The sequence below is a fragment of the Alteromonas sp. 5NW40-0090 genome, assembly GCF_057552975.1.
In genome coordinates this window covers 340,650-365,949 of sequence record NZ_BAAJLT010000003.1, presented here as the reverse complement: position 1 = coordinate 365,949, position 25,300 = coordinate 340,650, and the positions used below count along the sequence as shown (strand labels likewise).

The following is a 25,300-nucleotide window of genomic DNA, read 5'->3' as shown; positions in this document are numbered from 1 at the left end:
GATGCATTCAGGATAGTACTGTAAGTGCTACTGTGCAGCATTTAGCGCCCAGTCATAATCAAGGTATTCAATATCAGCGGTATTCTTTTCTAATGAGGTAACTTGCGCTTCGGTTAACTGCATTGCGTCTTTGTATAACAAAATAAACGCGTTGAGCGTTGACGTGCCTCGCCACGAACCACTTTCACGGTCGAAGTCATCTCTGTACCAATCAAATATTTTTGATAAATGAAGCGTGTTTTCGCTCATTTTATTACGAGAGGCGTCAGCCAAAAATCGCTTAGTTTGAGCCTCCAGCTGTTCGTCTAGCTTATCCCCTGTGTAAGCTTCTTCACGAAGCGCAGGGCAACCTATGCTGGCACAATTCACCGCGAAATGAATGCGAGGCTCGTTATAGGTTTTTGTAGATTGGTTTGTACCGCGAATAAGTTCGTGTTCAATTTCATCCAACGTGCGGTTTTCACCTAGCAACGGTGCTATTTCTTTTTTCCAAGGCGAGGAAAAGAAACTTCCTAAATCTCGAATGGAGTCGATATCTGGGTACTCAGTTAAAATAAGCTCGATAGTGTAGGCGTTGTACGCGTTAATGAGAAAAGCGAGCTGTTTATTTTTACTCCATGAATCGAATGTACTTTGCTTAACCTTAGCCAATTGCGCTAAATACTCGTTAAGCCTAGTCCGCTCTTTTTTAAAACCATCGTAACTTACTTGAGTGCTTGTGCCGTTAGAAATCGGCGTTACATACTCACTTAATAAGTTATCGAACGTACTATGTAGGCCTTCTTCAGCGCTAGCATAAACACTTGCGGTTGCAGCAAACAGCACCAAGCTGCTTACTGCAATGCCACGTGCCACTGCTTTACCACGTGATAAACGGGCAATTTTAAGCATGAAAGTCGTTAAAGTAGCTTTCACCTCTATTACCCTCTGCGCCACGTGTGGAATTTCTCAACAAAGCTGAGTAATTTCTCAGGCGCATTTGCGCGCTTCCAATTGCCTGCTGCGTACTTTGCGCCTTCAGCCCATGTTGGGTAAGCGTGGATAGTGCCAAGGATCTTGTTTAACCCCAGATCGTGCTTCATCGCAATAACAAACTCAGCCAGTAAGTCTCCTGCGTGTTCCGAGACGATAGTAACGCCCAGTATCTTGTCTTTACCCGGCGGCGTAAGCACCTTTATAAACCCCTTACGCGCACTCTCAGCAACGGCACGGTCCAGCTCGGCAAATTCGTATCGCGTTACTTCCACATCAATATCTTGTTCTGCAGCATCACGCTCACTAAGACCTACCCTCGCCACTTCCGGGTCGATGAAGGTTGTCCAAGGAATTACGCGATAGTCAACTTTAAATTTTTTGAACGTGCCGAAAAGCGCGTTAACTGCTGCATACCAAGCCTGATGTGCAGCCACGTGGGTAAACTGATAGGGCCCTACTACATCGCCAGCGGCAAAGATATTAGGCATCAGGGTTTGCAAGTATTCGTCTGTTTCAATTGTCCTATCAAATTGAATACCTAAGTCTTCCAGACCAAAACCATGCAAACGGGCTTTTCGACCCACCGCCACAATCACTTCGTCGTAGGCGATAGTAGACTCAACACCCTCTTTAGCGACGACTAATACTTTTTCACCATCTTTCGTTTCAAAGCGAAGTGCATCATGGGATGTCAAAACCTTCACTCCGCTTTCACGAAGTACAGATTCAGCATACTCGGCTACATCTGCATCCTCGCGGCCCATTAAACGCGGGGCACGTTCAACTTGCGTAACCTCACTACCGAGGCGAGCAAAGGCCTGTGCTAGTTCACAGCCAATAGGCCCACCCCCTAAGACGATTAAACGTTTTGGCGCGTCTTCAAGTTCAGCAAACTTGGTCCACAAGGTATCAGAGGTGACATAGCCGCTTTGCTCAATGCCTGGTAATTCGGGAATAAATGGTGCTGCACCTGTAGCAACCACAATATGTTTTGTGGTTAGTGTTTGGGTACCGCCATCGTTCTTTTTGATTTCCACCGTCCAAGGGTCGATGATTTTCGCATAGCCTTTTACAACATCAACACCCAAGCTAGTGTAACGCTCTACACTGTCATTAGGCGCGATTGCCGCAATCACTTCGTGCACACGTGCCATCACCCTCTTAAACGACATAGCGGGTGTTACCGGCTCTAAACCATAGTTATCAGCATGGCGCATTTGATTGGCCACTTTTGCCGTTTTTATAATGGCTTTGCTCGGTACGCAGCCGTAGTTAAGACAGTCGCCGCCCATTTCACCGGCTTCTACCAGCGTGACTTTTGCTTTCACCGCAGCTGCAATATAGCTGGTAACCAAACCACCCGCACCCGCTCCAATAACCACTAAGTTGCGATCAAACTTCTTTGGCTTGCTGTAGCCTTTGTACACGCGACGGCGATTGACTACTGATACGATAGCTTTAGCTATCCAAGGGAATATGCCTAAAAGTACAAATGAAAAGATAAGCCCAGGCGAGACAATGCCAGACAAACTGTCTATTTGCGCAAGTTGAGTACCCGCATTTACATATACAGCGGTGCCTGCCAACATGCCCACTTGGCTTACCCAGTAGAATGTCCAGGTTTTGAGCGACGTTAGCCCCATCAACAGGTTGATTAGGAAAAACGGGAATACTGGCACCAGGCGCAGAGTAAATAAGTAAAACGCACCTTGCTTTTCCACGCCCTCATCAATCTTTTTAAGCTTCTCTTTAAACTTATTTCGCACGGTGTCGCGCAAAATAAACCGTGAAACTAAGAACGCCAGCGTTGCCCCTACGCTCGAGGCAAACGATACAATCACTAACCCCTGAACCAGGCCAAACAAGGCCCCCGCTGCCAAGGTCAAAATGGCTGCGCCCGGTAATGAAAGCGCGGTTACTGCAACATAAATGGCAAAGAACACACCAATACTTAATACCGGGTTTTGTGCAATCTGCGATTGAAACGTATCCAGTGAATCCTTCATACCTTGAAGGGTAAGATAGCTATTTAAATCAAAATAAAAAAAGCTAAATATGGCGGCTACAATAACCCCTAAAAGCGCTATTTTTTTAAACATAAATATCCTTAGCGCTTAAAACGCGTATTGCATGGTAACTTGAGCGTGACGGGGCACGTTTGGCATAACGAGCGTCGCGCCGAAATACCCACCTTCAAACAGCGGCTGCCAATTTTCTTCATCAGTCACGTTAATTACATCTAAGCGTACACGCAGATCGTCGCTAACTTGGTAATCAGCGTTTAAGTCTATAGTGTACTGATCGCGAATATGCACGGTTTGTAAAAAGTCTAGCGGGAAAGACTTGGTATACAGAGCACTCGCACCAAGCTGAACATCATCAGTTATCTGCCATCCAGCGTTAATGGATGCTATTTGCGGAGGAATACCTTGCACTCGACTATCAGATGCAGGGAACGCGGCAAATGACGGCGATCCCACTCCCGTGCCCTCGATGATATCCGGTCGACTGTTGTCAAACGCATCAATAACCTGCGCCGTTCCTTGGAACGCCGCTGAATCATCAAAACGCGCATCTAAGTAGCTATAAGCGGCATTGATCCAAACATCGTCTGCTTGATAAAAAATTTGTAGTTCGAACCCTTGTGTTTTCACACCACTGTTACTGCCGTCACGGTTACGTAAGCTTCGGGTTTGGTCAAACACCGCAGCCTCTGCGTACCAGCTACTTTTTGGCGCATATTTTACACCCACTTCGTACAGCGTATTTTCAGTAGCAAAGTTGAGCGGGTTAATCTCGTTATTACCGGCTAACACCGTACCACCTGCCATACTGTTCGATGTTGCGTCGTTTTCGGCAAACGCTGCGTATACATTAACATCACTCGTAAGCTTATAGACTGCGCTTAACTGGTAGCTGGTTAACGTATCGCTGTAAGAATCTGAAGCTGCTTCAACACCATTAGGCGCTAGTGGGTCACGCGCGTCTACGTCATAGTAATCAACACGTACGCCAGCAATAGTTGAAAATTTGTCGGTCCAAATAGAGAGCTGCTGAAGCGCCAGGCCTGTTTGCCATGCGGTAGAGTCGGTAGTGTCTGACAAGTTAAAATCGCCGTTGCCATCACCGTCTAAATCGTATTGCGCACCCGGTGAAACATATACGCCAGGACGCAGCTCAACTAATCGGGCTTTTTGGGCATCGGTAAGCGGAATAACGCGGTTTGAAATAGGTCCGGTTAAATCAATCGGATTATCGGCCTCAGTGGTAAACTGGCTGTAGCCCAGCACGTCGTTGTAGCGTAGCGCTAACCCTATGGTCGTAGTTTGGCTGTCGTTCCACTTATAATCTAGCTCAGTGCGGTTTTCGAACGTGTCAGCCCCGTCAATGATCTCAACAAAGCTATTTTGCGCAATTTCCTCACGTTCAAGATATTGATAATAAGTAATGTTGCGAAGCGCCACGTTATCAGTCATTTTATATTCGACACTGCTTCGAATAACCGTAGTTTCAGCACCGTTAATGTCGTCAGGATTTGTGAATACGCGGTTGCGAGGAATAACCACTTCCCCGGTAGGGGAAATAATGGCACCAGCCCCCGGAATTGTGCTGCCATTCGGCTGAGTGCCTTGCCCAGTAATATAAATACCGTTATCGATGAGGTCTTGGGTTGGGCGGTTGATACCTGCGTTGTCTGGATAGTCTGTGTCATAATACTCCGCGCTGATATCCCACGTTAGAGTATCGCCCGGCGTATAGCGATAGGCTACAAACAAGTTCGTACTATCGCGCTCGGCAAAATCGTAGAAACTGCCATGGTCTAAGTACTCTGCACTTAAGCGAATTCCACTTTTACCTTCTTCAATAGCTGTACCGTAATCCACTTGCGCTGAATACTGATCCCAGCGCCCAGCGCGAAGGGTGACTTTCCCTTTGCTTTCTGTGGTAGGCGCAACCTTAGTTTGAAGGTTTACAAAGCCACCGTTGCGCTGCGTACTACCAAACAACACTGGCGACGGCCCTTTCACCACGTCAATTTGCTCAACGCTATTAAAAGATAGCGGCAACCCAAAGCCATTGTTACCAGCCTGACGACGTACACCGTCTTGAAAAAGTTCGCCTAACTGACCGCGAATACTTGGCAAGCTTGGTGTGCCAAAGCCGCTTGAAGCGTACGCATTAGGCGCTGCTTTTACGATATCGTGTAAATCATTAATGTTAAGCGCTTCTATCGCTTCTGCCGACAGTGACGTCACCGCTCTAGGTGTCTCTGCAACACTTAAACCGCTGCCGAAAATTCCTTTGAGTGTGTTATCGCCAGGATTTAGCGTGTCTAAACTCTGCTGGTTTCCTGTTACCTCAACCACTTCAATGTCTGCCACTTGTTGAGCATAAAGAGATTGACTGATGGCAAGTGCGAGTGTGCTAACGGCTAGGCCGATTACTTTTTTCATTAACAGATCCGTTTTTTTAATTCTTGTTCGACAAGACCGATACGCGTCACAAAAAATTTCAGTACATTTAATTTTCAAAAAAATATTAAAAAACACAAAATTAGTTGAAATTTTTATTTTGAACGGTCGTTCCAGTATGCTTGCACATTATATTTTTGGAGCATGTATGCAAAACAACACTGATATTCAAAACCGACTACAATGGTCGCTACTTTCTCTTCGCGTGACAATATTTATCGTTATGTTCGTATGGACACTAGATAAGTTTGTTAACCCTGCACACGGCATGGCCATATTTGAAAAATTCTATGGCATTGGCGGCGTTCCTGAAGTAGCCGTATACGTTATGGGCGCATTACAACTCTCGCTAGTTTTAGCTTTCCTAGCGGGGCTTGCTAAAAAATACACTTACGGTCTTATTTTTATTCTTCACGGAGGGTCTACCCTGTCTTCATTCCCGCAGTACCTAGATGCCTTTAATCACCTGCTGTTTTTTGCTGCATGGCCAATGTGGGGCGCGTGCTTTGCACTTTTCCTGTTGCGCGATGCCGATACTAAATTTGCCTTTGGCAAGTAGCGACTATTCGTTAGCTAGACACGCCAGATAAAACCGCTAGATACACCGCACGCTAAAAAGTTAGCGCATAGCTATAGCCCTTATATTTATCTTTAGCGAGCTAACACGATATGACGGCTACGCTTTTTTAGCATTTAACTTACTGTTTGGCAGCAGCATACAGTTGCTGCCATTCAGCCTCTTCTACAGGCATGATTGACAGTCTTCCACCTCTTTTGACCAATGGTAGTTCAGTAATACCGTCCATCGTTTTAATCACTGAAAGCGGCAGAACGCTTGAAAATTTCTCTACAAATTTCACGTCAACGCGATACCATCGTGGGTTATCCTGGCTTGATTTAGGGTCGTAGTATTTTGATTCAGGGTTAAACTGCGTGGTGTCCGGATAACCGGCTTTCACGACTTCGGCAACGCCCGCGATGCCGACCAGCTTGCAGCTTGAATGATAGATAAATACTTTATCACCCAATTTAACGCCGTCTCGTAAAAAATTACGCGCTTGGTAATTTCTTACACCGTCCCACGGTTCAGTTTGATGAGGACGGCTTGCCAAGTCATCTATAGAAAATGCATCAGGTTCTGTTTTAAATAGCCAATACGCCATAGTCGTTGTTAATTCTCTTCGTTGTAAATAGACAAGCCGTGAATGCGCGAGCAAAAGGGTGTTCGAAGCGCTGTTGGGCTTTTTTATTAACGTGAGTATACAAAGCGCTTTAATTTAATGACAGTGCTATACCTTAGCTTGGCCAACACTGCTATAATTGCGTACTAATTCTGAGCTTTTGCGTAATTTAAGCTCAGCAACTCTCTGATTTATCTAGATGTGATTACTATGCAAGCCACCATTAAGGCCGACCGCGGTCTGTTTTCTTACCCTAAATATTGGCCACACTGCCTGGGTACTGCGCCGTTTCTCCCCATGTCAAAGGAAGAAATGGATGCTCTTGGCTGGGACAGCTGTGACGTTATTTTGGTAACGGGCGATGCGTATGTAGATCACCCTAGTTTTGGAATGGCGGTAATTGGCCGAGTACTTGAAGCTCATGGGTTTCGCGTGGGTATTATTTCTCAGCCAGACTGGACCAGCAAAGACGATTTCATGAAGTTGGGTAAACCCAACCTGTATTTCGGCGTAACAGCCGGCAATATGGACTCTATGATAAACCGCTACACGTCTGACAAAAAGCTTCGTCACGACGATGCTTACACGCCAGGCAATGTAGGTGGCAAGCGCCCTGATCGTGCAGTTACCGTGTATTCACAGCGCTGCCGTGAAGCGTTTAAAGGCGTACCTGTTATTGTTGGTGGCATAGAAGCCAGCTTACGTCGCATTGCGCACTACGACTATTGGAGTGAAAAAGTACGCCGCTCTGTACTGTTCGATTCCAAAGCGGATATGCTCTTTTTCGGTAACGCCGAACGTCCTCTTGTTGAAGTCACTCATCGCTTAGCGGCCGGTGAAGATATTGCAGATTTACGCGACATTCGCGGTACTGCAATTATCGTTAAAGAAGCCTTACCAGAGTGGCAAGGTGTAGACTCGACCTCTCTAGACAGGCCGGGCAAGATAGACGCCATTCCAAGCCCCTACCAGATGGAGCCCGAATGCGATTCGCAGGATAAAGACGCCAAAAGCAGTGAAGCGCCAGAAGCCGCTCCCATTGTTATTCAGCCTGCGCAAAAAGAGAAAGAAAAACGCAAGCCTTGGGAGAACGTGTACGTTAAGCTACCTGCGTATGAAACGGTGAAAGACAACAAGGTATTGTACGCGCATACGTCGCGTATTTTGCACCAAGAAACCAACCCAGGTTGTGCCCGAGCCCTTATGCAGCGCCACGGCGACAGGCACATTTGGATCAACCCACCGGCCATGCCGCTTGAAACCGAAGAGATGGACGCGGTATTTGATTTACCGTACCAGCGTGTGCCTCACCCTGTGTATGGCGATGCAAAAATTCCTGCATACGATATGATCCGCTTCAGTATCAACATTATGCGCGGATGCTATGGTGGCTGTACCTTCTGCTCTATTACTGAACACGAAGGGCGTATTATTCAAAGCCGTTCTGAAGACTCTATTATTCGAGAAATTGAGCAAATACGCGATACGGTACCGGGCTTTACCGGCGTAATTTCAGACCTAGGCGGCCCAACAGCGAACATGTATCGCCTGCGTTGTAAGAGCCCGAAAGCAGAAGCTACATGTCGTCGCCCCTCTTGTGTGTACCCTAGCATTTGTGCGCACATGGATACGGACCATAAGCCAACTATCGATTTATACCGCCGTGCTCGTGAGTTGCCTGGAATTAAAAAGATATTGATTGCTTCAGGCGTGCGTTACGACCTAGCAGTAGAAGACCCGGAATACGTGAAAGAACTAGCACTTCACCACGTAGGCGGCTACTTAAAGATCGCTCCAGAACACACTGAAGATGGTCCGCTTTCAAAAATGATGAAACCGGGCATGGGCAGCTACTACCGCTTCAAAGAGCTGTTTGATAAGTACTCACAAGAAGCAGGTAAAAAGCAGTACTTAATTCCTTACTTTATTGCATCGCACCCGGGTACCACCGACGAAGACATGCTAAGCCTTGCAATTTGGCTTAAAGAAAACAAATTTAAGCTCGATCAGGTACAAAACTTCTATCCGTCGCCAATGGCAACGGCTACCACCATGTACCATACCGAGGTAAATTCCCTTCGCAAAGTCACTAAAGACAGTGAAGAGGTGCCTTCTGCAAAAGGTGAAATTCACCGTCGCTTACACAAGGCGATGCTGCGTTATCACGATCCGAAAAACTTTGCACAAATTCGTGAAGCACTTAAACGTATGGGGCGCGAAGACTTAATAGGCCGTGGTCCTCAGCACCTTGTTCCGCCAGAAACGGCAGATGAAAAACGCCAAAAAGCGCAAAAAGGCCGTCGCGGTGAACGCGCACTAACCAAACATACTGGCCTTCCTCCTACCTTTCAGGGCAAGAACAGCAAAGGCGGTAACGGCGTAAATAAGAGCCGACGTAATTCCAACGCTAACAAACAAGGTCGTGGTAACACAGCACAGCAGCATAACGACACCGGCGGGAATAAGAACAGAGGCAGCGCTTCAAAAGGAAATAATAGCGGCGGCAACAGCCGCGGCCGCACGCAAAAGCAGCCAAGCATGCATAAACGTTAAGATAAAAAACGCATAAAACTAAAACGCCCGATGCTTTTAAACACCGGGCGTTTTTTGTGACTTTTAGCAATTACACTGCGCTATCTTAGCTCAATATTTATGTACCCAACCTATATCTACCCGAACTATACGCTTACACTCAGTCGTGATTTGGGTAGCACTTCACATTTTCAAGTTTAGCAAGCTCACCATTTTGATCATTTCTCAGCAAGCACTGCTCGCCATCACTCAATAGCGTAAAGCTGTACACAGGGTTCTCATGCCTTCCATCAAGTGGTAACCCCCTGCTATCTACCTTCGCTTTCCGTTCAATTGTAATGCTTGAAGCGCTACTAAACACATTGTCAGCAACAGTAATTGCTATACCGCCAAACCAGTTGCTAATGGTGTCTTCAATGATTTGCTTTTGGGTTGAACTAGTGCCCTTAGTGATCGCTTTGTGCAACTTAACCTCCTTAGTTGCAGCACAACCAACCGCCAGCGTAAGCGCTACAGCCATGGCTGCAGCAGGCAGCCCTTTGCTTTTATCTTTGCCTTTACCGAATAAAGCCATCAATCTTGTTCCTTGATAACAGGCTGATTTATCTTGTTGTGTAAAATAAAGTTCTCTTTGCGTTGTTCAGGCTTGTCGATAGGAATGAGCTTTTCGCCCCCTAACGCACTTTGGTTACTGCGCAGTGCTTTGACATCCGCCACGCCGTTTGACGTGACAACTTCGGGACATGAGCCTGTAGCAGCATATTCCAATGCGGCTGACAGCATCCCTTCATTTGGGTCGCCCAAGCTTGCGGTGAAGTCATCTTCAACTTCACACCCCGGCAACTCAAAATCGAAATTAGGCGTGGTGGTAGGCATGAAACCATCAGCATAATCACCAAACCCTTTGTTATTCACCCCTTGGAACTGGATAGTAAAGTAGGTCTCACCGCAATTGTCTGTTGGGTAGAACCCATACGGCTTACCACAAGTAGTAGAGCCAATTTGCACTACCTCAACATCTATACCACGAAGCGCGTTCATAACGGCTTCACTGGCGGAGCACGTAGCATCCGTTGAGATAACGTATAGACGAGTTAGCGAAAGGCTTGGCAATAAGGTATCAGTAAGCACGCCTTCGTTATAATCAATAACGTTGCTGTAAAATGGCGTAGGACTGATAGTCTGACCCGTTACCGGATTAGTCGTTGGGTTCTTATCGTTAAATCGCAGTGTCTCAAACGTGGCGTTATTGGTTTGACTTGGACCCGCTACCATATAAGAAAGCTGTGAAGCTAACGCCAATCGGCCACCGCCGTTGTAACGTAAGTCCATGACTAACTCTGTCACATTCTCTTCGACAAAAGTGTCGAATGCATCAATTAGCCCTTCTTGCGCAGTAACAATAAAACTGTTGAATTGAAAATAGCCTAGCTTCCCGTTTTCTGTATCCAGTACCTTAACATTTTGCACCGGCGTTACACTGATATCATCTGACGTTATATCTATTGCTAGCATGGTGCCGTCAACCAATTCAAAACCAAAGCTTGTGGTCGTACCGGCATCGTCAGGAAATAATCCGTCGTTAATAGCATCCACGCCTTGCTGAGTATTATCATCAACAAAATCAACGCCGTTTATACTCACTACCTTGGCGCCGCGCGGCACGTTTGCCAACGCTGCGGGTGAACCGGGCTCGGTGTACCGTACGGTTAACTCTCTTGGCACTGTTGTTGAGCCGAATTCCCAGCTAAAACCAAAGCCCGATGATATACCAGACTGAGATAACTCGTTGTATTCAGCGGTGTCTTGTGAAAAATGGAAATTGTCTTTTGGCGTGCCGCTTGGCGTTAACTCGTTTGTTTTTAGTTGGTCGAAGTACGCCAATATTGAAAAATTCTCAGGATCGTTATCATCGACTTCGTCGTACCAGAGGTAAGTATCGTTGGTCCAAGAGCGCAGCCAGAGTTTTTCATCCATGGCGGTACCTTGGGTGTCTGGATAAGCACTGCCTGTGAAAGGATCTATACCACTCCTTGGTGTTTCACATTTGGCTATGAACTGCGATTGCGGCTCATAAACTCCAGCCACCCATGTAGGGTCAGGCGTTACTGGCGCTGGAGGCGCAGTCACTACCGGAGAAGCATTAGATGAACCACCACCGCCCCCACACCCGGCTAACAGAGAAATCGTCACTGCTAATGCAACTGAAGAATACACATACGCTTTCATAGTTCTAACATGTCCTTATTGTGAATGGCTAACTAAGGCCTACTGCTCAATACTTAAACAATAGCATAGCCGATAATGACATACCCTTGTAAACCTAACTACATAACAAAAGTTTAAAATATTTCTCGTTGTAAAATGTATGTGCTTTATTTTGAGGGCATTTACCAACCTGTTTGTTAGTCAGCTAAGTTACCTTGCATTAGCGCATTTTTACTTTTTCAAGGTACACCTTTTTTCTTGTAGCTTTGAAATCGACCAGCTAGGTCGACATAACCATCAATACTACTGCACCGGCAAAAGCCCAACACTCTTGGCCGTAAGACTGCTGATATAAAGCCCCTCATCTGTTTTAATCGCGCCTGTTACAAAGGGGAAAGCGCCGGTTGGATCTTGCCAACTTTGTACAATCTCACCTTTTTCGCTTAATTCTAAAAGGTGACCATAAGACTGCCCTTGAGGACGCATAAAACCGGGAAGGCGCTGTATTATTTTTCGAATAAATGGTTTATCAGACAGCATATCGACAGGGGCTGAGCGCGGCGACGCAAGGCCAATGTAATAGCTGCCATCATCTGCACGGCTGATGTTATCTGGAAAGCCTGGCAAGTTTTCAATAAGCACATCAACTTGCCCTTTGTTTGGCCCCATAAGCCAATAACGCAGCACTCGGTATTTTCCGGTTTCGTTAACCAGTATCGATTGTTCATCGTGACTGACTGCCACACCGTTCGCGAATACCAACTTATCCATGAGTATTACACTATTGCCAGTGTCGGGATTGTACTCAATTAACCTGCCATTACCCTGGTGTTCGAATATTTCAAGCAAGCTAGCATTAAGGGTACCACCAAAGTCTTTTGCCGAAAATTTAGTGGTCGCGTCGGTAAAATAGATGTTGCCGTTTTGAGCAATATCTACATCATCGGCATAAACGACAGGTGTATTGTTTACCTTATCAACCAGCACAGAGACCTTGCCCGCTGAATTTATCTTAAGAAGCCCACGGTGGGCGTCAGCGACAATAAGGTTGCCTTTATTGTCGTACTTAATGCCTAAGGGGCGACCGTCTGTATTAGCCCAAGGGGAAAAAGCGCTTTCGCCTTTCTTCTTTAACAGAATAGCGCCGGAATGACTCGATATTGCTAAGGTGCCATTTTGGGTCAAGGCAAAATCTTCAGGCCCATAGTCGTTGCCCATGTCGACGAGCGTTAATTCAGATAGTCGTGTGTTTTTTGCAATCTTTCCTTCAAACCCCTTATCGACAGGTGCTTGCCATGCGACTGGCTCTATCGGCACTGGCAACAATAGTAGGTAAAGGACAATAAACATAACTATGGACCACATTATTTTCATTAGCATTCTGCCTTTTTAAAACGCATCCCATTTACAGTCGTTTAGTTTTTTCACCATACCAAGCAAACGCTTAACACTCCCCTTTCGTTTTTGAATAGTTACTTATTACTCACGCCCCATTCCAGACCTTTTTCGCGGCATCGCTTTTATGCATTACAAATTCGTAAAGTGACATCTATAAATAACGTTCGCGCGTTTCATAATAAAATGCAGTAGAGGTACATCATGTCATTTTATTCAAAAACACTCGAAGCTTCGTATGCCAAGCAGCTAGACAAAGAACTAAGAGCAAGTCATGCTGGGGAAACTGGTGCGGTATGGATATATCGAGGCGCTCTTTGTGCTGAATTTATTCTGAGCTTGTTTAAGATAGTGCGTTCAACAAGCGCAACTACGCGCTTCATCCACCAGCACTTGAAAACTGAAAAACAACACCTCGATATTTTCGAAAATGAACTGCCACGTTTTAGGGGGAGCTTTATTCTTCCTATTTGGATTGGGGCTGGATTTATGACAGGATTTATTCCTCGCTTATTGGGTGAAAATTGGTTTTTTTATACTATTTACTGTGTCGAACAATTTGTCGATACCCATTATGAAAATCAGTGCAGTCAACTCGTGATGCAACCTAACCCGCCTTCGAATGTCATCGACAGGTTGAAGCGATGCCAGATGGACGAGCAGCACCACAGAGACGAGGCGGAAACCTTAATGGCCCAAAAAGCATCGCTACCTATGAAAATGTGGGGACACTTGGTAAACGCAGGCTCATCAACGGCGGTTTTCATTGCGAGATTCATTTAAACAAGTTACCGGCGCTTCACATAACTAATTCTGAGATCTTACATAGTGCATCGCGGAAGTATGAATGGGCAAAAAAAGTAGAGTTAGACCGCCAAAACCTTGCGATATCTGCGGTAAAGCAGATGACATACAGTATAGAGTGCAAACCAGCGATAGTGAGCGCTGGTTGATTGTATGTAAAACATGCCAGGAACAGGCAGCGAATAGCGCGGGTTATCTCTACGGCGGAACGTGGAAAAGGAAAAAGCGCAATTAACGCCTAACCGCTTCTATGGTTAGGCGCTACCAAAGCGCTCAACATTTTGTACTTTTAAACACGCGCCTCTTCTATACTATTAACTTGGTCCTCCTGCGCATCACAATCTTTCCCATCACTCTTCGCTTCTGCTCGATTAGCGTTAGCGCGTTTTATTAACGTGCGTGCGCGGTATAAGCTCCAAATGACATAGCCCGCCATAGGAATATTGAGTTGCAGTGAAGAAATAGTAAATGCAGCATTGCCATGAACAGCCACGTAAGCAAGGATTAAAACAAGTACGCTAAGCCCCGAAATTAGTAACCAGATTGGCTTAGTTAAGCGTTTTATTGCTACTGTCAACGCAGTATTAAGCACCATCACCCCCCAAAATACTGCTATGAGTGGACCTGCAAAGAACATATCAGCCACGGCGGTTAGAGCCAACGCACTGACACTTCCCCAGACCATGCTATACCAAAGCCGACTTGCCAAAGGTGGGTGTGCTTTTTTAGACAGCCAAATTTCCATTCCAGAAACGCAAAGCATAGTTAACATAACGCCAAGGATAAAAAACAACCATTTGCTGGTCATGCCGGCAAAGTCACCGAAGTGCAAACGATACATGGCCCAAAACAACTGCTTGCCCCACTCTCCATCTTCGTAACTAGCGTTGCCGATATAATTTCCCGCTGTATCGAAACGATAGCCTTCGGCGTAAATCATTCTGTTCGGAGCTTTCGCATATATCTCAATGAACTGCTCTGGCTCACCGACCTCGTGCACCGTTAAAAAGATTGGCGACTTTTCGGGCGCTAGCGTTTCCATTTGACCAAACGCCTTTCCTATAGCAGGTTTACCCTCTTGTGGGGCGATGATAGGATCTGGCGTAAAGATTTGGTCGATTACAGCGTCTCTGTCTCCGCCATAATTTACAGTGGCAACTAACGCTAAAATAACACCGGCCAAACCAAAGTAAGTTCCCGTAATGCCGATGACTAAATGAAACGGCGCTGCCCATAGACCAAAGCGGTTGTGCAAATCAATCTGTGCTTGCTGACCATTGCCGCCTCTTCTAATTTTAAATGCATCTTTTGAGATCCTTTTATGAGCGATGATGCCTGTAATAACCAAGGTGCAAATAATGGCACCTAAAGCACTGACTAAAATCATTCCCCAGCTATGCGGCAGGTTTAAATATAAATGCAAGTCCACCAACATTTGGGTGAAGGCCACGCTTTCTTCTTCCAGCAGATTACCTTCGCTATCAGCAAAATACGCAACGTGGTCGTTTTCAACAACTAACCTCGGTATGTCGGATGTCGGGAATACCACGTAAAGGTGGTGAGTTTCTTCGGTATATTGAGCTAGGAAACTATCCATCGCTTTTTCAATTGCTTGTGGGGAAACATTCTCCATCTCTTCAATATGCGGCTGTTCCCACCGTTCAAACTCTAAGTGAAAAACCGCAACTGTCCCAGATAAGCACACCAAAAAGAGAAGTACACTTAGAAAAACGCCTACCCAAGTATGTGCGTTTAATGCATTTTGTTTTGTTATTTTATCCATCGATATTCACCTACATGGGGAAGAAAATAAGTATTGGTAGGCAAAGCGCAGCCAAAACTGCGTAAGCAACAACAACTTTAATTTTGTGGGCGGTGGCAAGGTAGTGATAAACAATAAGACCCCACAAAATTGGCAACAGCACGATACCAGTAGCCAACTTCCCTGCTATTGAAAATGGTAGTAACGCACATATTCCTAGCGTCAATAACACGCTCACAACCAATAAAACAACCAGCACCACTATGTAGTTTGCGATGTTCCCTAGAACTGTACGTCGCGAGAAGTTAAAGCTCCTCGGCTGAGGTACATTTTTTGGCTGAGGTAAATGCGTTTGGTTAAACGCAATAAAAGGCCACACTAAAATGGAAGGGATACACAGCGCATACAGCACGCCAAATTCCCACCCCTGAGCATAAGACCAGCACACTGCTGCAACCAACCATACGACAAGACCTAAATAAAGATACGTTGACGCTTGAGCGCGCCAACTTTTATAAATAACACCTAAGGCTGCAAGTGTTAAACCACCCGCTGCAACTGAAAGCATGATAAATCCTTAAAACGAATAGGTTAGCGACGCGTTCACTGTTCTGCGTACACCAGGGAAACAGTCACCTCTGAATAAGCAGGACGTGAGATATTTTTTGTCGGTCACATTTCTTACATTCAGCTGCAAATTCAAATTATCTGCTAGCTCGTACGACACCATCAGGTCACCAAGGGTGTAGCTAGGCGTGTCGTATCTGATGACACCATTCTCAGAAACTGATTCTCCCACGTAGCGAATACCTGCTCCTACGGTCAGCGCTTCAAGCTCGAGTGGAGAATAATTTACCCACAACGACGCATTGCTGTCTGGCTGTGCTGACAACGAAAAACCGTTAGGATCTTCTGCATCCATGACCGACGCCGCAAACTGCGCTGTTATCTGACCAAAGTCTACGCGCCCTTCTAGCTCAAACCCTTCAATGGTCGTTACGCCTTGCTGTTGCGCCGCTTCGTCTGGTAATCCGTTAGGATTAGGAAGGTTTGAAACTTCAATATCGTAATACGCCAGCGTGATAAAACCAGGAACTGACGAGAGTTCATACTTAATCCCTGCCTCGTATTGACGGCCTTCTTCTGGCTGAAGCTGGTTGTTATTGTTATCTAATCCCACTACCGTCTCGAACGACTCAGCGTAACTAAGGTAGGGGGAAAAACCGTTGTCAAAGCGATACAAAATTCCAGCTGAGTAAGATGTTTGCGTGTCATCCTGCTCAGTTACGCCAGTATCATTGTCAACGCGGTCGTGACGTAGACCTAGCGTTACTCGCCAGTTTTCATAGGAAATTTGGTCTGATAGATATAACCCGGTGTCCGTAACCGTCTGTTCAGGCGCATCGTTATAGATTGCGTCGAATATGGCTTGCTCTGGTGCGCCTGTGTACTCGGGGTTGGCTAAGTCCAGAATGTACCTGAAGTCACCTTGTAATACCCCGCCACCAGCATAATAAGCAGAATTAGCGTCAGTTTTAACATGTTGATATTGTACACCCGCTAATAACTCGTGTTCGAAAGAGCCCGTTACAAAGCCCTTGTTTACGCGAATATCAAAAGCGTGTTGATTAAACGTATTGTCTGCTTGATAAAACGTTCTCGGCACAAAGGTATCGGTAGGCGCTACCGATGCCCCTACAAAAGCGTTTAGATAGCGAGTACCGCCCGTAAAAGTGGGCCACGCCTGGTGGTAGTCTGCCTCACCATCGCGCCATAAGACAGTAAATGAAAGTGACGTTGTATCGTTAATCAAGTGCTCGCCAAGCAAGGTAACTTGATTCGACTTAGTAGCAAATTTATTAAACCCTGGTTCACCTGCGTAAACATCCTGGTCGGGTAAATAAGTGCCGTCAGCCAAGGGCAATAATGTGCCTTCCACTGGAATAAACTGCGCCGCTGTATCGCTATCAGTATCTTGGAATAACCCGATAAGCGTTAGCGTTGTTTCGTCAGAAGGCATAAAAGAAAGCGACGGCATGAAGACTTGGGTGTCATCGCTAACGTAATCAACCTGAGAATCAGCATTACGATATATACCAACAAAACGCCCGATCCACTTATCATCTTCAGACAGGCTGCCGTTTACATCTACCCCAACTTGCGCGCGGTCGAAGTTTCCGTAGGACATCACCACTTCGCTTCCTTTGCCTAACGTCGGCGTTTTTGACACATAGTTCATTATGCCACCGGGAGAGCCCTGACCGTAAAGTACAGAGGCAGGCCCCTTAAGCAACTCAACCTGTTCCATTGTGTAAATTTCAGCTCGCGTAGAATTATAGCTGCCAAACAACTCTTGAATTGAGTCGCGATAGCGCGGAATACTTAATCCTCTGGAAGAAATTGAATCGACTCGGGTGGCGTATCCGTATGACTCCCCCGTCACACCCGCCATATAGGTGGCAGACTGAGAAAGATTTAACACACCTTTTTGCTTTAAATCTAATGCGGTTTCAATGGAAATTGTACGGGCGAGTTCAACAATGGGGGTATTTGTTTTTGTTGCGCCAAACGGAGAACGCATGCCCACTACTTCAATCTTTTCTACTGCATTCGCTTCTGCTGTTTCCGCTGTAGCTTCTCGCTTATCTATAGCTAAGCCAGCGCCGCTTTCATCTTCCTGAGCATGTGCGTGAGACGCTAAGATAGCCGCTACCGCCAAGCTGAGTAATTTCTTATTCATGTTGAGTGCTTTCTGTGATTTATTTTTAAGACCCATCAATTCGCCTATTACGAGAATGAAGTGAACTGAAGGCTGTATTAGTACTTTCGTCTAATTTAGCAAAAAATTACACAAATGATAACCAGTATCATTAACATTATCATCAATAAGTAACAGAAAACGCGTTAACCGGGGTTGTTAAGTAACATAACGATACGCGCATACAAAAAAGCCGAACTAACAGCGTTAGCTCGGCTTTAACTCTCTTGAGAAATGAAAGGCTAATGACTATGCCGCTTCACTTTCCTGTTCAGACTCAACTACTTCGTGACTTAGTAAATATTCAAATGCAGCAAGCGATGCTTTCGCGCCCTCACCCATCGAAATAACAATTTGCTTGTACGGGACTGTTGTTACGTCACCGGCTGCAAATATGCCCGGCTCAGATGTATGACACTTAGTATCAACAATAATTTCGCCATACTGCGTCATATCTACCGTGCCCTTCAAAAACTGGCTGTTAGGTACTAGTCCAATTTGAACAAATACACCTGCAAGTTCACGGGTGTGCACTTCGTTAGTTGAGCGGTCTTGGTATTCAATTGCGTTCACTTTGCCATTTTCAGCAGTAATTTGGCGGGTCGCCGCATTCTTGATAATGGTAATGTTATCGCGCTTTTGAGCTTGATCGATAAGTACCTTATCTGCTTTAAGTTCTGGCATAAATTCAAATACCGTCACCGATTTTACGATGCCTGCAAGGTCAAGTGCCGCTTCAATACCTGAGTTACCACCGCCGATTACCGCTACGTCTTTACCTTTAAAGAAAGGGCCGTCACAGTGTGGGCAGTACGCTACACCATTACCGATGTTCTCTTTTTCGCCCGGAACACCAAGCTCTCTCCAGCGTGCGCCTGTCGCGACAATAACCGTACGAGTGCGGATCTGTTCGCCAGAAGAAAGCGTAATGGTTTTAATATTGCCTTTCTCAATGCTATCAACGCGTACGTGCTCTTTAAGCGTAATATCGTAATCGCGTACGTGCTCCATCAAATTACCGACAAGCTCAGGGCCCGTTGTTTTAGGTACTGAAATAAGGTTCTCGATACCCATAGTATCTTTAACTTGGCCGCCAAAAGTTTCAGCAACGATGGCAACTTTAAGGCCTTTACGGGCACTGTAAATCGCCGATGCAACACCTGCTGGACCACCACCGATAACCGTTACGTCTTGAAGTGGTAACGCATCGCCTTTGTTTGCTTCTTTAAGGCTAGGGTCGCGTTCAATTAACTTGTTGATAAGCACAGAGGCATCAACTTTACCATTCGCGAATAGCTCGCCATTAAGGTATACGCTAGGAACACCTTGGATGTCGCGCTCTTGAATTAGATTTTGATATAACCCGCCGTCGATCATTTCGGTCTTGATATTAGGATTGATCAAAGCGAATTGATTAAGTGCCTGTACGACTTCAGGGCAGTTGTGACAGCTTAAGCTAATAAACACTTCAAAATTAAGTGGTTCATTCACCGCTTTCACCATCGACTTAACGCTATCGTCTAGCTTAAGTTCAGTGCCCGCTGCGTGCAGCATGGCAAGTACAAGCGAATTAAACTCGTGACCGCCAGGGATACCAGAAAAACGAATTCCCGTATCTTCGCCGTCAGCTTCCAATAAAAAGCTGATTGCACTGCGCAACTGACCATTCGTGTCACGCTCTTCTACGTTTAATTTTTCGCTTACTGAAGCAATGTCGGACAGAAACGTCACAAGCTCTTCACGCTTGCTATGCTCACCGGTCTGTACGACAAAGGTTACGTTTTTTTGCATTGACTCTGCATATGATTTCAATGCTTGTAAAATTTCTTTAGTTAACACGGTTATTCTGCCTTATTTTCGACACGCCGATCCCCGCCAACCTTTTGAAGGGTCAACAACATAAGCGGAAATTGGAAATTAATATCAGGGAGTGGAGACCCACCCCCTACAAATTATCTGCTTAATACTGTGCAATGCACAAAGCGCTGAGCTTACGAATATTAAGCGCTAAGCGTGCTGCTTAGATTTTGCCTACTAGGTCAAGTGAAGGTGCTAGTGTTGCTTCGCCTTCTTTCCACTTAGCTGGGCAAACTTCACCTGGGTTGTTTGCAACGTACTGAGCAGCTTTAACTTTACGTACTAGGTCATCTGCGTCACGGCCGATACCTTCAGAAGTGATTTCCATCGCTTGGATGATGCCTTCTGGGTCAACAACAAATGTAGCGCGGTCAGCAAGACCCATGGTTTCACGCATACAATCGAAGTTACGAGTGATTTCGCCTGTTGGGTCGCCAATCATTGCAAATTTGATCTTGTTGATCGTGTCAGAAGAATCGTGCCATGCTTTGTGAGTGAAGTGAGTGTCAGTAGATACTGAAAATACTTCTACGCCACGTGACTGAAGTTCTTCGTATTTGTCAGCGATGTCGCCAAGCTCAGTTGGACAAACAAATGTGAAGTCAGCTGGGTAAAATACGAAAACTGCCCATTTACCTTTGATGTCTTCGCTGCTTACGTCTACGAACTCGCCGTCTTTAAATGCAGTTGCTTTGAAAGGTTTGATAGCAGTATTAATCAATGCCATGTTTAATTCTCCATTTGGTTTAAATTATTTTCGCACGTTAAATACATGCGAATACAAACTTTACGTTTATTGTGTCGACATGGTTTTGCAGTTTTGTGAATATAATCACTTGTCGCAAAATTCATGTCTCTTGAAACTGGTGATAAGAATAGCGCGCACAATCACAAAAAACTAATTGGTAAAAATGAATCGCTTAATCAGGTTATTGAATTGAACGATGAAAATTGAGTCAAAATAGATTGATTGCATTGCAATACGGTTTCAAGGGCTAAACCCTGCTGAATGAGAAAACTATGACCCATTCCCGACTACAGCGCATCTCAGACGAACTAATGCTAATCGATGGACACTCGCCATCTCGCACTTTGGCAAAGCATGCAAAAATGGAAGCCAGCCCCTTTGTTTTCTACAGAGGCAGTGCGCAGTTGTTTTACGCAGATATAAAATCTGGCCTTATCAATTTTCCTAAAGAATGCGAGACAATTCCCCTCACTAGCGTGATGGGAGACTGTCATACCTCTAATTTTGGTTTTCTCACAGAAGAAGGGTCTCACGGAGATACAGTGATCTTCTCACCCAACGACTTTGATGATGCGTGTGTCGGCAAAGCACATTGGGATGTGCTCCGTTATCTCACTTCATTGCACCTTGCCCAGATACATTGCCTGGGCACCGTTGATGGAAAGTATGCGTGCGATAACATAGACATCACTAAACCTGTTGTCAGCCACCAGCAGGTTATTAATGCGCAATACGCATTTATTGAGCGTTATGTAGAAACCTGTAGCAAGGTAGTAGAAAACGCTATGGTGATTAACGAAGCCATAGACTATTGCCCAAATGCGGTGCCAAGCAAGCTGACCAAACTATATAAAAAAGCCAAAGCCCGCAGTGCAGGAGGAGAAGACTTCACGGTTAAAAGTGCGCTGGCTAAAGCCGTTCATTTTGATGGCAAGGCCTTGGGGTTTAAGGCCAACAGTGAGAAATTTTCTACCCTAAGCCCACAAGAATACGCCACGCTACTAGAAGCTTTTGCTCCCTACATGGACGATGCGGTAGTCGATATAGTGAAACGCCTTGATGCGGGCACTGGGTCGGTAAATATGGCGCGCTACTACTTTTTAGTAGGACCAGCAAAACCACATAATTCAGCAAGCTTTGCGCATTGTCATATTGTAGAAGTTAAGCAACAACGTGTTGCGGCGCCTATTTATTACTTCCCCGATATTAATCCAGTTAATAAATTAAACGCTGCGCATCTTACTGCCCGCTGCCAACGTAGAATGCAACGAAAACCCGACTTAGTGCTTGATGAAGTTAAGTTTGAAAACGCCCATTATCTGGTTCGCTCCAGACATCACGCCAAAGTGGGAGTCGACCCTCAAGACATTGCAATGGGTAATAAAGCAATAAATGGCGGATTTGAATATTATGCTGAATTGTGCGGATACAGCCTTGCGTTAGCCCATTGCCGTGGTGATAGAAGAAGCACACGATTTGCTTCATCAGCGTCTACATCCTTTTCTCAAGTAAAAAGCCTGCTTGTGAAAATAGCAAATCTTTATACAGAACAAGTAGTTGATGATCATGCGCTGTTCGCTCGTGCGCTGAAATAAAGATATCAACAAAAAGCGTATTTTTTACCAGGCGAACTGTTGTCATAGACGTGTCGTTAGCATTATTTAACACCTATATTAGCTTTTGGTTAAGAGTTAAAGGCATGAGTAAACTTACCTGTAGATGATAAGAACCTGATATTTAAGCAATATTTTAAAAACAGCTTGAATAAGGTTAAGTCATTCCTATCCATTACAAATGCCCTTAGTGTAGTTCAAGCAATAAGAAAATTGCGCTTCACATATCACTCTGTTTTTTCTATTTCGACAAAAGCAGAAACAGTAATTATGTGAATTAAAAATAATGAAAACTACAAAGGGAAAATGACGTGAAAACATCATTAACTTTACTATCTGCAGGAATCATTTCTGCACTTTCTTCAACCGCCATCCAAGCTAACGATTTAGTCATTAGCGGTGTTATCGATGGACCGTTAAGCGGTGGTGTTCCAAAAGCCGTAGAACTATTCGTTGTCAACGATATTGCTGATTTATCTGCCTATGGCATAGGCAGTGCAAACAATGGTGGCGGCACAGATGGCGAGGAGTTTACTTTTCCAGCTGGAGTTTCTGCAAGCGCTGGCAGCTACATCTACGTCGCCTCAGAGGTTGAAGGTTTTACTGCGTTTTTCGGTTCAGCGCCAGACTACGACACATCGGCAATGGGTATTAATGGTGACGACGCAGTTGAGCTTTTTAAAGATGGCAGCGTTATTGATACATTTGGTGACATCAATACCGACGGTAACGGCACTGCATGGGAATACCTTGATGGGTGGGCGTACCGTACGTCAGGCCAAACCGCAAACGGCGGCAGTTTCGAAGTAGCTAACTGGTCTTACAGTGGTGTTGACGCGCTGGATGGCTCAACCACTAATACAGACGCTGAAACGCCTTTTCCTGCTGGTACATTTACCACTGAAGGTAGCGATGACGTTGTTGAAGTGCCAGAAGAGCCCGCTGTTGAACTAGGCATTTGTGGCGCAGAGGCAACACTAATTAGTGCTATTCAGGGCAGTGAAAGCAGCTCTGCTGAGGTAGGCAACAGCGTTATAATTGAAGCTATTATAACCGGCACACGCGCTGGCGGCTTCTTTGTCCAAGAAGAATCGTCTGATTACGACGCTGACGACGCTACGTCTGAAGGCTTATTTGTAGAAGGTTCCGTTGACGTTGAAACAGGTAACCTGGTTCGCCTTTACGGTGAAGTAGAAGAAAACTACGGTATGACCACACTTGCTATGGATAGTGATGTGGCTGCACTTGACTGTGGTACAGCGGATGCTGTAGCAGCGGTAGAACTTTCTATGCCGTACGAACTTGACCTTGAAACCGTTGAAGGAATGGTTGTTAGCGTGACTGATGCAACAGTGACAAGTACAAACAACCTGTGGCGTTTTGGTGAAATCGTTGTTAGCGATACAATTAAACGCCAACCAAGCGACGTAGCTGCGCCTCTGTCAGAAGCTTATACTGCGGCAGAAGAAGCGAGCGAGACAAGCCTTCTTACCATCGAAGATAACAGCAGCTCGCAGTACCCAGATGCTCTTAATTACTTCCCTACTTTCAGCTACGCTAATGCCATTCGCATTGGTGATTCGGTTTCTGCTGCTGGCCCACTAAACTACAGTTTTGGCACTTACAGAATTAATCCAAGCGACGTTATCGAAGTAACGTCTTCTCGCGAAGCAAACCCAGTGGTTGCAGAAGGTAACCTATCTATTGCTACGTTCAACGTGCTTAACTACTTTAATGGTGAAGTAGATGCAAATGGCGACGTAACTTTCGATTATGACGAAAACCGCGGCGCAGACGATGAAGTGGCGTTTGAATTGCAACAGGGTCGTATCGTTGAAGCTATCGTTAACCTCAACGCAGACGTTGTCGGTTTAATGGAAATAGAAAACGATGGTTTTGGAGAAGATAGTGCTATCCAATCTTTAGTTAATGCTATTAACGCTGAACTTGGTGAAACCGAACAATACTCATTCATCGCTACCAGTGATGGCAGTGAAATTGGTACGGATGCGATTACTGTTGGCTTGTTATACAAAGCTTCAGTAGTAACCCCAGAAAACGACGCTATGATAGTCGCTATGCCAGAGCAACAAATTGATGAAGATAGCCTGGCACGCATGCGCCCAAGCCTTCTTCAATCGTTCGTGCACACTGAAAGCAGCAAGTCCTTCCTTGTGGCCGTGAACCATTTTAAATCAAAAGGCGGTCAATGCGCCGAAGACTTGGTAGAAGCGCCGTCTGAAATCACGACCATTCAAGGCAGCTGTAACGCACTTCGTGTATCGGCAGCTATAACGCTTGGCAACGCATTAAGTGATGAGAGCTTACCCGAGCGCAAGGTTATCTTAGGCGACTTAAACGCGTATAGCGCTGAAGATCCAGTAGCTGTACTTACCGATTACACACCTGAGTCTCGTGGATACACTATTACGACTGCGGTCAATACCGGTATGGATGAAGGCTCGTCAGTGGACGTAGAGTCTAGCTTCGGCTATCACAACTTGGCTGAAGAGTTTGATGCAGAAGGCTTCTCATATTGGTTCTACGGAACTGAACAGGTAGGTAGTTTAGATCACGTACTAGCAAGTGAAGCCATGCTTGAAGATGCCATTGACGGTGCTCACTGGAACATCAATTCAGTTGAAGCTTACCAGTTGCAGTACGATCAAGCGCTTCGCTATTACGCGGATGAAGACGGTTACGCTTTCACTGACGTTGGTCCATTTAGAAGCTCAGACCACGATCCCTTCATCGCCACCTTCGATTTACAAGCAGATGTCGTTGAAGAAGAGGAAGAAGCAAGCAATGATAGCTCAGGTGGAGCAATGGGAGGAATCCTTGCTCTGCTAGCTGCAGCGATTGGCTTTCGTCGTCGCACTTCTGCTGCTAATAAATAAAAAAAGAAAAGTTTAACTTCTTTTAAACGTTAAAGCTGCTCTGGTATCAGAGCAGCTTTTTTAGTTTTTGTCTCACAATTATTATAGAACTATGACTA

The 25,300-nt window shown here is 45.5% G+C and carries 17 protein-coding genes; 5 read left to right on the top strand and 12 right to left on the bottom strand.

The window, feature by feature from the left end; all coding sequences use genetic code 11:
- Positions 1 to 27: 27 nt before the first annotated feature.
- Genes AC27KT_RS05570 through AC27KT_RS05560 form a run of 3 tightly spaced genes read right to left on the bottom strand, consistent with a single transcriptional unit; the run spans position 28 to position 5,429 of the window.
- Positions 28 to 891, bottom strand: coding sequence for a DUF547 domain-containing protein (locus AC27KT_RS05570; RefSeq protein ID WP_487128157.1), 864 nt, complete (start codon positions 889 to 891; stop codon positions 28 to 30).
- A gap of 29 nt (positions 892 to 920) precedes the next feature.
- A complete protein-coding gene (locus AC27KT_RS05565; protein WP_487128097.1) occupies positions 921 to 3,074 on the bottom strand; it encodes an FAD-dependent oxidoreductase in 2,154 nt (717 codons plus the stop codon).
- A gap of 15 nt (positions 3,075 to 3,089) precedes the next feature.
- Positions 3,090 to 5,429, bottom strand: a complete 2,340-nt coding sequence (locus AC27KT_RS05560) for a TonB-dependent receptor (protein ID WP_487128095.1) — start codon at positions 5,427 to 5,429, stop codon at positions 3,090 to 3,092.
- A 166-nt stretch (positions 5,430 to 5,595) separates the two neighbouring features.
- On the opposite strand from AC27KT_RS05560, the gene AC27KT_RS05555 reads away from it, so the two are divergent.
- Positions 5,596 to 6,006: a hypothetical protein gene (locus tag AC27KT_RS05555; RefSeq protein WP_487128093.1), complete on the top strand. Its 411-nt coding sequence runs from the start codon at positions 5,596 to 5,598 to the stop codon at positions 6,004 to 6,006.
- 139 nt (positions 6,007 to 6,145) lie between these two features.
- Here the strand turns inward: AC27KT_RS05555 and AC27KT_RS05550 are convergent, their stop codons facing one another.
- On the bottom strand, positions 6,146 to 6,610 hold the full coding sequence (locus tag AC27KT_RS05550; protein ID WP_487128091.1) for an EVE domain-containing protein: 465 nt from the start codon (positions 6,608 to 6,610) through the stop codon (positions 6,146 to 6,148).
- A 228-nt stretch (positions 6,611 to 6,838) separates the two neighbouring features.
- On the opposite strand from AC27KT_RS05550, the gene AC27KT_RS05545 reads away from it, so the two are divergent.
- On the top strand, positions 6,839 to 9,181 hold the full coding sequence (locus AC27KT_RS05545; RefSeq protein WP_487128089.1) for a YgiQ family radical SAM protein: 2,343 nt from the start codon (positions 6,839 to 6,841) through the stop codon (positions 9,179 to 9,181).
- A gap of 139 nt (positions 9,182 to 9,320) precedes the next feature.
- Here AC27KT_RS05545 and AC27KT_RS05540 read toward each other — a convergent pair whose 3' ends face one another.
- The 3 genes from AC27KT_RS05540 to AC27KT_RS05530 form a co-directional block, all read right to left on the bottom strand.
- On the bottom strand, positions 9,321 to 9,734 hold the full coding sequence (locus AC27KT_RS05540) for a hypothetical protein (RefSeq protein WP_487128087.1): 414 nt from the start codon (positions 9,732 to 9,734) through the stop codon (positions 9,321 to 9,323).
- Positions 9,734 to 11,389 carry a S41 family peptidase gene (locus AC27KT_RS05535; RefSeq protein ID WP_487128085.1) on the bottom strand — a complete coding sequence of 552 codons (1,656 nt, stop codon included), beginning with the start codon at positions 11,387 to 11,389 and terminating at the stop codon, positions 9,734 to 9,736. The genes AC27KT_RS05540 and AC27KT_RS05535 overlap by 1 nt, the downstream gene beginning before the upstream one ends.
- 282 nt (positions 11,390 to 11,671) lie before the next feature.
- Complete coding sequence (locus tag AC27KT_RS05530) at positions 11,672 to 12,742, bottom strand: SMP-30/gluconolactonase/LRE family protein (RefSeq protein WP_487128083.1); 1,071 nt, start codon at positions 12,740 to 12,742, stop codon at positions 11,672 to 11,674.
- A gap of 225 nt (positions 12,743 to 12,967) precedes the next feature.
- Here AC27KT_RS05530 and AC27KT_RS05525 point away from each other — a divergent pair, with 225 nt between their 5' ends.
- Positions 12,968 to 13,546, top strand: a complete 579-nt coding sequence (locus AC27KT_RS05525) for a demethoxyubiquinone hydroxylase family protein (protein WP_487128081.1) — start codon at positions 12,968 to 12,970, stop codon at positions 13,544 to 13,546.
- 310 nt (positions 13,547 to 13,856) lie between these two features.
- Here the strand turns inward: AC27KT_RS05525 and AC27KT_RS05520 are convergent, their stop codons facing one another.
- The 5 genes from AC27KT_RS05520 to ahpC form a co-directional block, all read right to left on the bottom strand.
- Positions 13,857 to 15,350: a PepSY-associated TM helix domain-containing protein gene (locus tag AC27KT_RS05520; protein WP_487128079.1), complete on the bottom strand. Its 1,494-nt coding sequence runs from the start codon at positions 15,348 to 15,350 to the stop codon at positions 13,857 to 13,859.
- Between the two features lie 10 nt (positions 15,351 to 15,360).
- The gene (locus tag AC27KT_RS05515) at positions 15,361 to 15,897 is read right to left on the bottom strand and encodes a hypothetical protein (protein ID WP_487128077.1); all 537 of its coding nucleotides are present in this window, start codon (positions 15,895 to 15,897) and stop codon (positions 15,361 to 15,363) included.
- A gap of 9 nt (positions 15,898 to 15,906) precedes the next feature.
- On the bottom strand, positions 15,907 to 18,069 hold the full coding sequence (locus tag AC27KT_RS05510) for a TonB-dependent siderophore receptor (protein ID WP_487128075.1): 2,163 nt from the start codon (positions 18,067 to 18,069) through the stop codon (positions 15,907 to 15,909).
- A gap of 267 nt (positions 18,070 to 18,336) precedes the next feature.
- Positions 18,337 to 19,926 carry an alkyl hydroperoxide reductase subunit F gene (ahpF, locus tag AC27KT_RS05505; RefSeq protein WP_487128073.1) on the bottom strand — a complete coding sequence of 530 codons (1,590 nt, stop codon included), beginning with the start codon at positions 19,924 to 19,926 and terminating at the stop codon, positions 18,337 to 18,339.
- A gap of 181 nt (positions 19,927 to 20,107) precedes the next feature.
- On the bottom strand, positions 20,108 to 20,665 hold the full coding sequence (gene ahpC / locus AC27KT_RS05500; protein WP_425291745.1) for an alkyl hydroperoxide reductase subunit C: 558 nt from the start codon (positions 20,663 to 20,665) through the stop codon (positions 20,108 to 20,110).
- A 299-nt stretch (positions 20,666 to 20,964) separates the two neighbouring features.
- Here ahpC and AC27KT_RS05495 point away from each other — a divergent pair, with 299 nt between their 5' ends.
- Both AC27KT_RS05495 and AC27KT_RS05490 read left to right on the top strand, forming a co-directional pair.
- Positions 20,965 to 22,287 carry a DUF2252 family protein gene (locus tag AC27KT_RS05495; protein WP_487128071.1) on the top strand — a complete coding sequence of 441 codons (1,323 nt, stop codon included), beginning with the start codon at positions 20,965 to 20,967 and terminating at the stop codon, positions 22,285 to 22,287.
- Between the two features lie 329 nt (positions 22,288 to 22,616).
- Entirely contained in the window at positions 22,617 to 25,202 is a 2,586-nt protein-coding gene (locus tag AC27KT_RS05490) for an ExeM/NucH family extracellular endonuclease (RefSeq protein WP_487128069.1), read from the top strand.
- The last annotated feature ends 98 nt before the right edge of the window (positions 25,203 to 25,300 follow it).

Bases quoted from the DNA above. Each gene is read 5' to 3' on its own strand.
- AC27KT_RS05570 (WP_487128157.1), bottom strand. From the start codon at position 891: ATGCTTAAAATTGCCCGTTTATCACGTGGTAAAGCAGTGGCACGTGGC.
- AC27KT_RS05565 (WP_487128097.1), bottom strand. From the start codon at position 3,074: ATGTTTAAAAAAATAGCGCTTTTAGGGGTTATTGTAGCCGCCATATTT.
- AC27KT_RS05560 (WP_487128095.1), bottom strand. From the start codon at position 5,429: ATGAAAAAAGTAATCGGCCTAGCCGTTAGCACACTCGCACTTGCCATC.
- AC27KT_RS05555 (WP_487128093.1), top strand. From the start codon at position 5,596: ATGCAAAACAACACTGATATTCAAAACCGACTACAATGGTCGCTACTT.
- AC27KT_RS05550 (WP_487128091.1), bottom strand. From the start codon at position 6,610: ATGGCGTATTGGCTATTTAAAACAGAACCTGATGCATTTTCTATAGAT.
- AC27KT_RS05545 (WP_487128089.1), top strand. From the start codon at position 6,839: ATGCAAGCCACCATTAAGGCCGACCGCGGTCTGTTTTCTTACCCTAAA.
- AC27KT_RS05540 (WP_487128087.1), bottom strand. From the start codon at position 9,734: ATGGCTTTATTCGGTAAAGGCAAAGATAAAAGCAAAGGGCTGCCTGCT.
- AC27KT_RS05535 (WP_487128085.1), bottom strand. From the start codon at position 11,389: ATGAAAGCGTATGTGTATTCTTCAGTTGCATTAGCAGTGACGATTTCT.
- AC27KT_RS05530 (WP_487128083.1), bottom strand. From the start codon at position 12,742: ATGAAAATAATGTGGTCCATAGTTATGTTTATTGTCCTTTACCTACTA.
- AC27KT_RS05525 (WP_487128081.1), top strand. From the start codon at position 12,968: ATGTCATTTTATTCAAAAACACTCGAAGCTTCGTATGCCAAGCAGCTA.
- AC27KT_RS05520 (WP_487128079.1), bottom strand. From the start codon at position 15,350: ATGGATAAAATAACAAAACAAAATGCATTAAACGCACATACTTGGGTA.
- AC27KT_RS05515 (WP_487128077.1), bottom strand. From the start codon at position 15,897: ATGCTTTCAGTTGCAGCGGGTGGTTTAACACTTGCAGCCTTAGGTGTT.
- AC27KT_RS05510 (WP_487128075.1), bottom strand. From the start codon at position 18,069: ATGAATAAGAAATTACTCAGCTTGGCGGTAGCGGCTATCTTAGCGTCT.
- AC27KT_RS05495 (WP_487128071.1), top strand. From the start codon at position 20,965: ATGACCCATTCCCGACTACAGCGCATCTCAGACGAACTAATGCTAATC.